Origin of the sequence: Vibrio sp. VGrn 2 (genome assembly GCF_009361695.1) — a bacterium.
Classification (GTDB): domain Bacteria; phylum Pseudomonadota; class Gammaproteobacteria; order Enterobacterales; family Vibrionaceae; genus Vibrio; species Vibrio diabolicus.
The window spans coordinates 26,062-38,199 of the sequence record NZ_RBWD01000004.1 but is presented as its reverse complement, the minus strand read 5'-3'; the positions used below and the strand labels follow the sequence as shown (position 1 = coordinate 38,199).

7 protein-coding genes and 1 pseudogene are annotated in these 12,138 nt (G+C 44.6%); 6 read left to right on the top strand and 2 right to left on the bottom strand.

Annotated elements, in window-relative coordinates:
• Window positions 1–43 precede the first annotated feature (43 nt).
• The 4 genes from D8S93_RS08680 to D8S93_RS08665 all read left to right on the top strand — a co-directional run bounded on the left by D8S93_RS08680 (window position 44) and on the right by D8S93_RS08665 (window position 6,512).
• Complete coding sequence (locus D8S93_RS08680; protein WP_124007415.1) at window positions 44–1,852, top strand: AMP-dependent synthetase/ligase; 1,809 nt, start codon at window positions 44–46, stop codon at window positions 1,850–1,852.
• A 449-nt stretch (window positions 1,853–2,301) separates the two neighbouring features.
• Window positions 2,302–4,026: an acetolactate synthase 3 large subunit gene (locus D8S93_RS08675; protein ID WP_005392255.1), complete on the top strand. Its 1,725-nt coding sequence runs from the start codon at window positions 2,302–2,304 to the stop codon at window positions 4,024–4,026.
• Window position 4,027: 1 nt separating this feature from the next.
• Window positions 4,028–4,522 carry an acetolactate synthase small subunit gene (gene ilvN, locus D8S93_RS08670; protein WP_005392253.1) on the top strand — a complete coding sequence of 165 codons (495 nt, stop codon included), beginning with the start codon at window positions 4,028–4,030 and terminating at the stop codon, window positions 4,520–4,522.
• 109 nt (window positions 4,523–4,631) lie between these two features.
• Window positions 4,632–6,512 (top strand): GGDEF domain-containing protein, encoded by a 1,881-nt coding sequence (locus tag D8S93_RS08665; protein ID WP_005392251.1) that lies wholly within the window; start codon window positions 4,632–4,634, stop codon window positions 6,510–6,512.
• Between the two features lie 64 nt (window positions 6,513–6,576).
• On the opposite strand, the pseudogene D8S93_RS08660 reads toward D8S93_RS08665, so the two are convergent.
• Both D8S93_RS08660 and pykF read right to left on the bottom strand, forming a co-directional pair.
• Window positions 6,577–7,257: pseudogene (locus tag D8S93_RS08660) on the bottom strand (GntR family transcriptional regulator).
• 163 nt (window positions 7,258–7,420) lie between these two features.
• Window positions 7,421–8,833 carry a pyruvate kinase PykF gene (gene pykF, locus D8S93_RS08655; protein WP_005392243.1) on the bottom strand — a complete coding sequence of 471 codons (1,413 nt, stop codon included), beginning with the start codon at window positions 8,831–8,833 and terminating at the stop codon, window positions 7,421–7,423.
• A gap of 433 nt (window positions 8,834–9,266) precedes the next feature.
• Between pykF and D8S93_RS08645 the strand changes: the two genes are divergently transcribed.
• Both D8S93_RS08645 and glmS read left to right on the top strand, forming a co-directional pair.
• On the top strand, window positions 9,267–10,028 hold the full coding sequence (locus D8S93_RS08645) for a DeoR/GlpR family DNA-binding transcription regulator (RefSeq protein ID WP_005392240.1): 762 nt from the start codon (window positions 9,267–9,269) through the stop codon (window positions 10,026–10,028).
• A gap of 114 nt (window positions 10,029–10,142) precedes the next feature.
• The gene (glmS, locus tag D8S93_RS08640; protein ID WP_005392238.1) at window positions 10,143–11,975 is read left to right on the top strand and encodes a glutamine--fructose-6-phosphate transaminase (isomerizing); all 1,833 of its coding nucleotides are present in this window, start codon (window positions 10,143–10,145) and stop codon (window positions 11,973–11,975) included.
• The last annotated feature ends 163 nt before the right edge of the window (window positions 11,976–12,138 follow it).

Here is a 12,138-nt window from a genome sequence, read left to right as displayed (position 1 = left end):
GCTCAATTAGCTTACGCCTGTAAGCCAAAAGGTAAGTAAAAGAATGGCCAAGTTAGATTTTCATATCGTTAAACGTATTCGTGAACAAATTGCGAACGGTGGTACACGCGTTGCACTCAAGCATAAAGTGGGTGAGGAATGGCAAGGTATTACGTGGACGCAATTTGGTCAGCAAGTTGATGCTTTATCACTTGCACTTTTGGCTCAGGGATTAGGAGTCCAGGATAAAATCGGCATTTTCTCGAACAACATGCCGCAATGGACGATTGCTGATATTGCAGCGCTACAACTACGCGGCGTAACAGTACCTATTTACCCAACCAATACCGCCGCTCAGTCGGCGTACATCATTGACAACGCAGACGTCAAAGTGCTGTTTGTTGGTGAGCAGCCACAATTTGACGCAGCAGTGAGCATTTTCGACCAGTGCGAGCAGTTAGAGCTCATTGTTGCCATGTCTGATGATATCGAACTTGGCGAGCATGATTTCGTTATCTCTTGGCAAGCATTTGTCGCCAAAGGCGATACCACATACCAAGTTGAATTAGACGCACGTTTAGAGCAAGCAAAGGAAGATGATCTACTTACGCTGATCTACACCTCGGGCACAACAGGCCAACCAAAGGGTGTCATGTTGGACTACGCAAACATTGCGGCGCAATTGGAAGGGCACGATCAACGTTTGAGCCTTTCTCAAAGTGATGTGTCATTGTGTTTCCTTCCGCTGTCACACGTATTTGAACGCGCTTGGACCTTTTATGTGTTGTACAAAGGGGCGACCAACTGCTATTTGCAAGACACCATGCAGGTACGTGATGCACTGAGCCAAGTGCAACCTACCGTGATGTGTGCCGTGCCGCGTTTCTATGAGAAGATCTTCTCTGCGATTCACGAGAAAGTGTCTCGCGCGCCAATTCATCGCAAGATCATGTTTACTTGGGCTGTGAACATGGGCGCAAAAATGGCCGCTTGTCATCAAGAAAAACGTCAGCCATCGCTCATGCTGCGCAAGTCATATGCCCTGGCGGATAAATTGGTTCTGAGCAAGCTGCGTGCGTTACTTGGTGGACAAATCAACTTTATGCCGTGTGGCGGTGCAAAGTTAGATGAAACCATAGGCCGATTCTTCCACGCGATTGGTATCAATGTGAAGTTAGGTTACGGCATGACTGAAACCACGGCGACAGTATCGTGTTGGGATGATAAGTGCTTTAATCCAGACTCTATTGGTATGTCGATGCCTGGCGCGCAAGTGAAGATCGGTGAGAACAACGAGATTCTCGTGCGTGGTCCAATGGTGATGCGTGGCTATTACAAAATGCCAGAAGAGACCGAAAAGACCTTTGACGAGCACGGTTTCCTAAAAACTGGCGATGCGGGTTACATTGATGAAAATGGCAACCTGTTCATCACTGATCGTATCAAAGAGTTGATGAAAACTTCAGGTGGTAAATACATCGCTCCACAAATGATTGAAGGTGCGATTGGTAAAGACCACTTTATCGAGCAAATCGCGGTTATCGCGGACACGCGTAAGTTTGTCTCGGCGCTGATTGTGCCGTGTTTTGATTCTCTTGAAGAGTATGCGAAAGAGCTGAATATCAAGTATCACGATCGCGTTGAATTGATTAAGCATCACCAAGTGGTCGAAATGCTTGAAAAGCGTGTTAACGATCTCCAAAAAGAGTTGGCAAAGTTTGAACAGGTGAAGAAGTTTAAACTGTTACCAAGAGCTTTCTCTATGGATGATGGTGAGTTAACGCCAACTCAAAAACTGCGTCGTAAAGTCATCAATGACAAATACCAAGATGAAATTGAAGAAATGTATAAGGAAAAGTCGGATAAAAAGTAACTTAAGCTGACTTAGATTTTATATTGATGAAAATATCCCCAGTGATGTGATTGCGCATTACTGGGGATTTTTGTTTGTGTTGATTCTTTCTATTTTGCGCACCAAATACAGCTATTTAGCACCCTATACTTAAAAGGTTCTGAAATAATGTTCTTTTTTTGAACGTTAAATTTTTAGGTTGTACTGTGAAATGAGGTATGTGTGGCTGCTATTCCTACTAACATTCTAATTACTAGCATCTTGTTTAAAAAGTAGACCAATCTCTCATTAGACCCGTTGATAATAAAACGTTACATTTGTTGGGTAACCTTGCGGGATGTTATGACGAACGCAAGACATAGCCGAAAACGTGGAAGTATTTCGATTAGGCTACGAATAAGACCTAGACTATGTAAAACCAGACCAATCCGTTGACCTTACGGTGAGGAAACTGGCTAAGGAGAGCAATTATGACAGCAATGTTGTCAGGCGCAGAGATGGTGGTTCAATCTCTGATAGAAGAGCACGTAGAGCAGATCTTTGGCTACCCAGGTGGCTCTGTTTTGGATATCTACGATGCACTGCATGCCAAAACCGATCAAATCAAACACGTACTTGTAAGGCATGAGCAAGCCGCCACTCATATGGCAGATGGTTACGCTCGCGCTACCGGTAAACCGGGTGTCGTACTGGTATGTTCAGGTCCGGGCGCGACCAATACCATTACTGGTATTGCCACGGCTTATATGGATTCCATCCCAATGATCGTTATCTCGGGTAACGTACCTAATAGCCTAATTGGTAATGATGCTTTCCAAGAATGTGACATCGTTGGTGTCTCTCGCCCAGTGGTCAAACACAGCTTTTTAGTGAAAAAAGCGGAAGATATTCCTGAAACGATCAAGAAAGCGTTTTATATCGCGACCACAGGTCGACCTGGTCCAGTAGTGATTGACTTGCCGAAAGATGTAATGAATCCGCAAATCAAACTGCCTTACCAATACCCAGAAACGCTTTCAATGCGTTCTTACAAGCCGACGACGTCGGGTCATAAAGGCCAGATTAAAAAAGCGCTTAAATCGCTGTTAGAAGCGAAAAAACCAGTGCTTTATATCGGTGGTGGTGCTGTGATTTCTGGCGCTCATGAACATATTTTAGAGCTCTCCGACAAGCTGAACCTTCCAGTAGTCAGTACGTTGATGGGACTAGGCGCATTCCCTGGAACGCACAAAAACTCACTGGGCATGCTGGGTATGCACGGTACTTACGAAGCCAATATGGCGATGCATGAAGCGGATCTCATTTTTGGTATCGGTGTGCGTTTTGATGATCGCACGACGAACAACCTTGAAAAATACTGCCCAAACGCAAAAGTCATGCATATTGATATCGATCCATCATCGATCTCGAAAAACGTGAAGGTGGATTTACCTATCGTCGGCTCTGCGGAAAAAGTGCTTACAACCATGCTTGGCCTGCTGGCAGAGCAAGAAGGTGGGAACGATGAAGATGCCATCACCGCATGGTGGGATGACATTCAAGTGTGGCGTGACCGCAACTGTTTGGCTTATGAGAAGTCACCAGAGCGAATTAAGCCACAGCAAGTGATTGAAACCTTGCACAAGCTGACCAATGGTGATGCGTATGTTGCTTCTGATGTGGGTCAGCACCAGATGTTTGCAGCACTTTACTACCCATTTAACAAACCACGCCGTTGGATCAACTCGGGTGGATTGGGCACTATGGGATTTGGCCTTCCGGCTGGTATGGGTGTTAAGTTTGCCATGCCACAAGAAGAAGTCGTGGTTGTTACGGGCGATGGCAGTATTCAAATGAATATCCAAGAGCTTTCGACAGCCATGCAATACGACATTCCAGTGAAGATCATCAACCTAAACAACCGCTTCTTAGGCATGGTAAAACAGTGGCAAGACATTATTTATCAAGGTCGTCACTCTAATTCTTACATGAGTTCTGTTCCTGATTTTGCAGCGATTGCAGAAGCTTATGGTCACGTCGGTATTCGTATCGAAACGCCTGATCAGCTCGAAGAAGGGCTACAAAAAGCGTTGGATATGAAAGATCGTCTGGTGTTTGTGGACATCAACGTAGACGAAACCGAACACGTATACCCGATGCAAATCAAAGGTGAGGGTATGGATAAAATGTGGCTAAGCAAAACGGAGAGAACTTAATATGAGACACATTATTTCACTGCTATTGGAAAACCAACCGGGTGCGTTGTCTCGTGTTGTTGGTTTGTTCTCTCAACGTGGTTACAACATTGAATCTTTGACGGTATCACCGACAGATGATGAAACGCTGTCGCGAATGAACATTACCACGACGTCTGATGAGATGCAGTTGGAGCAAATTCAGAAGCAGTTACACAAATTGATCGATGTGCTGAAAGTACAAGAAGTCACCGAGTACGAGCACATCGAACGTGAACTGATGATGGTGAAAGTGAAAGCCAGCGGTTTTGCGCGAGCAGAAGTGAAACGGACGGCAGACATCTTCCGTGGCCAGATCGTGGATGTCACTGCTGCTCAGTACACGGTACAACTTGCGGGCACGAGTGAAAAGTTGGATGCTTTCATTCAAGCGATATCTGAAGTAACTGAAGTCGTCGAAGTTGCTCGTAGTGGGGTAGTGGGTATTGCCCGAGGTGAGCGCGCACTCAAACCGTAATTGTCTAATTGCATATATAAAAGCCACTTAATCTAAGTGGCTTTTTGTTTAGAAAATAACAATTAATGATATAATTGTCGTTTTAGTAAGCATTATAGGCAGTAGACGCGTGAAAATACCTAAGCGAGTCGGCACATTGTTGGCGACAGCACTATTTTTTAGTGCGCTCACTGCAGTTTACTATTATCAGAAATATCTGACGTTATTAGAGAGTAACGTTGAGAATACCGCTCAAGAAGCATTACACCAACTGGCTTATACTGGTCGCGAATACAACAATATTCAGGATCAAATTGAGACGATCAGCGATCTTCTCGGTCACAGCCAAAGTCTTTACGACTATCTACGTCAGCCGAACCGAGTCAACCTTTCTATCTTAGAAGATATGTGGATCTCGGTTGCGATCAACCAAAAGCTATATAAACAAATTCGTTTTCTTGATATTACCGGTCAGGAAAAAGCACGGATTAATTACGATTTCAAAACGGGTATCGCTGCACCCGCCCTCAAATTACATGACAAGTCAGAGCGGGATTATTTTCATTACGCGCAAGGTTTAGGTAATGATGAAATTGCGTCGTGGGGGATTGAGCTGGAGCGGGAAAATGGTGAGCTTGTTTACCCTTATAGCCCTTCATTGCGTATTCTGATGCCGATTTCTCTCAATGGGAAACGCGAAGGGTATCTTGTTCTTAATGTTGATATTGAGTATTTATCTTCTCGACTCAACTACTCACCGGTGCGGGATTTTCATATTGAGTTAATTAAAAGTGATGGCTTTTATATCGCGAGTCCTAAGTCATCACGCTTGTACGGCAATATTATCCCAGCTCGTTCTCAATTTAATTTTGGCCGGATGTACCCCAACATTTGGCGCACGATGATCTCAGAAGTTTCGGGCTATGAGTACAACGGCTCGAATTTGATTGCGTATAGCACGATCCAATTTGTTTCTAGTGAACCACTTCATCTGGTTATTGATCTTACCAATGAGCAATTACTATCTCGATCTCAGCGAGATATTGATGACTTAATCCAAGAAGCGTTTTTTGTATTAAGTTTGGTGTTTGGTTTTACTTTACCAACGACCGCGCTAGCCCTGCACTATCGACGTCATAGTATGGAATCGAAGTTAGCTCGGGCTGCACTTGATGGCATGACTGCGGTGATGATCTCAGATGCGTCGCATCGAATCATTATGGTGAACCAAGAATTTGAAAACATGATGGGCTATTCAACCAAGCATACTCAAGGCTGGAATGCGCATAATCTAATTTTCTTACCGGAAGATCTCGAGTCGACCCTCAATATTTGGAATAAGCTTGCGAACGAGCACGTTTGGGAAGGTGAGGTTCGTTGTCGAACCAAGTTTAATCACGTATTTACCGCCATTATGCGCATTCAGGCAAACTTAACCAAGTCAGGTAAAGTAAGCTATTACATCACGTCGCTGGTGGATATATCCGAGCAAAAAGAGCTGGAAGAAAAGCTACGCAACCTCAGTGAAAAAGATGGTTTGACGGGCTTGTGGAACCGCCGAAAATTTGAAGAGCAATTAGCGCAATATGCCGGGATTATTGAGCGTTATCCTGACAGTCCCCCAGCGTGTTTGGCGTTGTTTGATATTGACCACTTTAAGCGCATTAACGATGAACTTGGGCACGATGAAGGGGACAAAGTGATTTGCAGTGTCGCTGAGACTCTTCTTAAAGAGGTGCGCAGTACTGACTTTGTGTCTCGCGTCGGTGGTGAGGAGTTTGCGGTGATCATGCCGCATACCACACTCGAAGAAGCAGAAGTTGTATTGAACCGGTTACGTGTGGCGGTTCAACTGCGCAGTGATAGAGCTATTACCGTTAGCGCCGGGTATAGTGATTTAACTTCTGATCGCACGCGCACTTATAAATGTGCTGATATTGCCTTGTATGAATCCAAAAGTGCAGGGCGTAACTGCGTATCGCTATGCCATAGTTTCGATGATATTGCTTAGCTCTTTTTCAAAAACAAAAAATCGGGGATAGACCCCGATTTTTATGCTTATTTTAGCCTCTGCGTTATTCGCTAGCCAGTATGCGATATTGGTTGTCGATGGCCGCTTCGATACACTGCATTGACTGTCTCAAATAACGCTCTAGGTAACCTAAAGCATCCTGGCTCTTTTTATCTAACGACGTCTTCATCAGCATTTCTTGCTCATCGATATTACAGTGCCCTGGGTTTCCAGTACCTAACATTTGCATAGCAAAATATTGGTAACGCTTAATTTGCGTGAGTAGATCACGGAAAAAAACAAACATATTGGCAGATCCAGCGCCTTCAAACAGCGCAGTAAGAAACTGATTATGGCGTTCTTCCCATTCCTTCCAGCAAAAGCTTTAACCAGATTTAGAGCGGGATAATTTGTGATAAGCGGTTAGGACGTCCAGTTCCCAATTTTCATCGCCAATCACAATTGCTTTATTTAGTAGGCATGCAGAGACCATTTGTAGGCTCTCGTACAAGTCATTCAACTCATCTTTACATACAGGTGCAACCCAGCAGCCTTTTTGCGGCTCGAGTTTGACGTATTTGCTCCACGATAACTGCACCAAAGCTTCGCGAATGGGTGACGCTCCTACGTTGTACTTCTCTTTGAGTTCCGCAACCACGAGTTTTTGACCCGGTTTAAGCACGCCATCGAGAATATCCTGACGGATCATTTTTGATACTTTGTCGGTAAGAGTGGGACTGGACACATACACCTCATAGAAATTTTAATCGTGACGACAAAATTAAACAGTACGCAATTCTGCGCATGGTGAATGATACAGTTAGGCTATTATTAGAGCAAGAAAGCCATATAAAAAAAGAGGGCATAAGCCCTCTTTATCAATCAACTGAAGTATGAAAAGTTCAGTCTTATAGTACGTGTACAGAAGCTGTGTTCGTAGTGCCTGAAGCGACTAGAGCACCAGAAACCATCACTACGATGTCACCTTTGTTACCTAGACCAGATTCTAGAGCAAGCTCTTTACCTGCTACGTAGAATGCGTCAGTGCTTTCGATAGAATCAACAACAACTGGCGTCACACCTTTAGTTAGAACAAGTTGTGCTGCTGTTTTCTTGTTTGTTGTTAGTGCTAGGATGTTTGCAGTTGGGAAGTATTTACGTACTGAACGTGCAGATTTACCACCTTCAGTTGCAACAACGATAAGTGGAGCAGCTAGTTTCTCAGCTGTGTCTACTGCGCCTTTACATACTGCTTCAGTGATGCGTAGACGTGGGCTGTCTAGACGAGAACCTAGCTCAGCTTTTAGCGCTGAATCAGTACGGTTCGCGATTTGGGCCATGATAGTTACCGCTTCAACAGGGTACTTACCTTTAGCCGTTTCACCAGAAAGCATTACTGCGTCAGTACCGTCCATTACCGCGTTAGCAACGTCGCCTGCTTCCGCACGAGTAGGACGTGGGTTGTTGATCATAGAATCAAGCATTTGAGTTGCAGTGATAACCATCTTACGTGCACGGTTACACTTCTCGATCATCATTTTCTGAGCGAAGATTACTTCTTCAGCTGGGATTTCAACACCTAGGTCACCACGAGCAACCATGATGCCGTCAGAAAGCTCTAGGATCTCGTCGAAGTTATCAACACCTTCTTGGTTTTCGATCTTAGAGATGATGTGGATGTTCTCGCCGCCGTTTGCCGCTAGAACTTCACGGATTTCTTGAACGTCAGAAGCTTTACGGATGAAAGAAGCAGCTACGAAGTCAACGCCTTGCTCACAACCGAATTTAAGGTCGTTCTTATCTTTTTCAGATAGAGCAGGTAGGTTTACAGAAACGCCAGGAAGGTTAACACCTTTGTTCTCGCCTAGTGCACCATTGTTAAGTACTTTACATTTAACTTCTGTTTCAGTCTTAGAGATAACTTCCATCTCGATTAGACCGTCGTCGACTAGGATAGTGTTACCTACGTTTAGGTCTGCTGCGAAACCTGCGTAAGTTACTGCAACTTTATCTTTGTTACCTACAACTGAAGTGTCAGTTGTGAAAGTGAATTCTTGACCAGCTACTAGATCAACGTCGTTACCGCCTTCTAGCTTAATAGTGCGGATTTCTGGACCTTTAGTATCTAGAAGAATTGCTAGTGGTTTACCAGTAGCTTCCATTACTTTACGGAAGTTCGCGATACGAGTGCCGTGTTCTTCGTAGTCACCGTGAGAGAAGTTAAGACGCATTACGTTCATGCCTGCGTTTACTAGCTCAGTTAGCTTCTCTACAGATTCAGTTTTAGGGCCAATCGTACATACGATTTTGGTCTTTTTCATGGAAGATACTCTCCGGTAAGTATAGTTACAATTTGAAAGTCGGTTGTTTACTCTGAAGTTAGGACGTTATTGATGACATTTAGTGCCTGTCACCCACCGATTTTTCGCCTCATTATCAGTACTTCAGATTCTGAAAGTCTTTCACCAAGTTTAGTCATTTTATGACTAAAAGATCGGCGATTTTGGTTACCTTTTTGTGACTAATCCCACTTTATATGCAGAAAGTTGCAAAAAAATAGCCTTCAATTCTGTAATTTTTTTTCTTTTCGGTGGCGAATTCTACCACTGAATGAATCCAATATCACTGTTTAAGAATTGTCTTAGGACAAGGTTTTATCGAGAAATATTAATTTTTTGGATCGAAATAAATGGACTTAAAAGTTTCGGTTTGACTATAATAAGTTTCACATCGAAACTTAAATTCAAAACGTAAATGTCGAAACGAAACACTCAACTAAGAAGACACGCCATTTCTAACTTGGTTTCTGAGCTAGGAGAAGTCAGCGTTGACGAACTCGCTCAGAAATTCGAAACCTCAGAGGTCACGATTAGAAAGGATTTAGCTTCTTTAGAGAAAAATGGCCAACTTCTACGCCGCTACGGCGGTGCGATTGCTATCCCAACCGAAGTCATTCACGAAGAATTGAGCGCTAATGTTTCGACTCGAAAGCTAAACTTGGCAAAAGCAGCGGCATCACTGATTCGAGACCATAATCGCATAGTGATCGACAGTGGCAGTACTACGGCTGCGTTGATTCAACAGTTGAATGACAAACGTGGCTTAGTTGTCATGACCAACTCGTTGCATGTTGCTAACGCCCTTAATGAATTAGAGAGCGAACCAACACTGCTGATGACTGGCGGGACTTGGGATACGCACTCAGAATCTTTTCAAGGCAAAGTAGCCGAATCTGTATTACGAGCTTACGATTTTGACCAGCTATTTATCGGTGCGGATGGCATCGATCTCGAACGCGGCACCACAACGTTTAATGAATTGGTTGGTTTGAGTAAGGTGATGGCGGAAGTGTCGCGCGAAGTGATCGTCATGATCGAATCGGAAAAAATCGGTCGTAAGATCCCGAATTTAGAGCTCGCTTGGCATCAAATTGATGTGCTAGTGACGGATGCTGATATTCAGCAAGAACACAAAATACAGATTGAACAACATGGCGTGAAAGTCATTTGCGCCTAATCTAATAATGTAATCAGTTTCATATTTCACTTCCCTCTGAATACAGGCCTTTGCTTGCTGCCTCTATCTGAAACATGGCTAGGGAAGAACAAAACTACAAACGGAGATAAACACATGTGTGGAATCGTAGGTGCAGTAGCACAACGAGATGTTGCAGAAATTTTGGTTGAAGGTCTACGCCGCTTAGAGTACCGCGGTTACGACTCAGCTGGCGTTGCTGTTGTTGATGGCGAGTCAAACCTAACGCGCGTTCGTCGCTTGGGTAAAGTGCAAGAATTGGCTGATGCAGTAGAAGAAGCAAAAGTGATCGGCGGAACGGGTATTGCACACACTCGCTGGGCGACGCACGGTGAACCATCTGAAGTTAATGCACACCCACATATGTCCGGCGATATTGCTGTTGTACATAACGGTATTATCGAAAACCACGAAGAGCTTCGTGAATTGCTTCAATCTCGTGGTTACGTGTTTGAATCTCAAACGGATACAGAAGTTATCGCACACATGGTTGAGTGGGAACTTCGCACTTCAGAAACGCTACTAGAAGCAGTACAAAAAACAGCAAAACAACTTGAAGGCGCATACGGCACGGTAGCGTTGGATCGCAAAGATCCTTCACGCATCGTAGTAGCGCGTTCAGGCAGCCCGATCGTGATCGGTTTTGGTGTAGGTGAAAACTTCCTAGCGTCTGACCAACTTGCATTACTTAACGTTACGCGCCGTTTCATGTACCTAGAAGAAGGTGATGTGGCAGAAATCACTCGCCGTGAGGTTACTGTCTTTGACGCAACGGGCGAGCTGGTTGAGCGTGAAATCGTAGAATCTAACGCAGAACATGATGCTGGCGATAAAGGCCAATACCGCCACTTCATGCAAAAAGAAATCTATGAGCAACCTAAAGCGTTGATCAACACAATGGAAGGCCGTATCACGGCAGACTCTGTTGTAACTGATGCGATCGGTGTGCATGCGGCTGACATTCTAAGCAAAGTAGAACACGTACAAATCGTTGCGTGTGGTACGTCTTACAACGCAGGTATGACAGCGCGTTACTGGTTTGAAGACATTGCTGGCGTGAGCTGTGACGTAGAAATCGCCTCTGAATTCCGTTACCGCAAGTTTGTGACTCGTCCAAACAGCCTATTGATCACGTTGTCTCAGTCTGGTGAAACCGCCGATACGCTAGCAGCACTTCGTCTTGCGAAAGAAAAAGGTTACATGGCGGCGATGACCATTTGTAACGTAGCAGGTTCTTCTTTGGTTCGTGAATCAGATTTTGCGTTCATGACTCGCGCTGGTGTTGAAATCGGTGTCGCTTCAACCAAAGCGTTCACGACTCAGCTTTCTGCACTATTGATGCTGGTTACGGCGTTAGGTAAAGAGCAAGGTCGCGTCAGCAAAGAGAAAGAAAAAGAGATTGTTGAAGCGCTACACGCACTTCCTAAGCAAATCAACGCGGCACTTTCTTTCGAGAAAGACATTGAAGCACTAGCGACGGATTTCGCAGACAAGCACCACACACTGTTCCTAGGTCGTGGTGAATTCTATCCAATCGCGATGGAAGCGTCTCTAAAATTGAAAGAGATCTCTTACATCCACGCAGAAGCTTACGCGGCGGGTGAACTGAAACATGGTCCTCTAGCGCTGATTGATGCTGACATGCCTGTTGTTGTGGTTGCACCAAGCAACGATCTTCTAGAGAAGCTAAAATCAAACGTTGAAGAAGTGCGTGCACGTGGCGGCCTTCTATACGTATTCGCAGATGCAGACGCAGGCTTCGAAGGTGATGAAACAATGAAGATCATCACGATGCCTCACGTTAGTGAAATCACGGCGGCGATCTACTACACCATCCCAATGCAGTTGCTGTCTTACTACGTAGCACTGATCAAAGGTACGGACGTAGACCAACCACGTAACCTAGCGAAAGCGGTAACGGTTGAGTAATTACGCTTAACAGCAAAAATCCTAAGCGGCACATGCGAGAGTATGTGTCGTTTTTTTTGTTTTGTTCTAAGCGTGATGGAGCGCTCAAGCGCTTTCGCCAGTAAGTTGCTTTCATGACAAAAATGTCATGTTGTTGAAAGGGTGGTGTCAGAGGCGGTGTTCA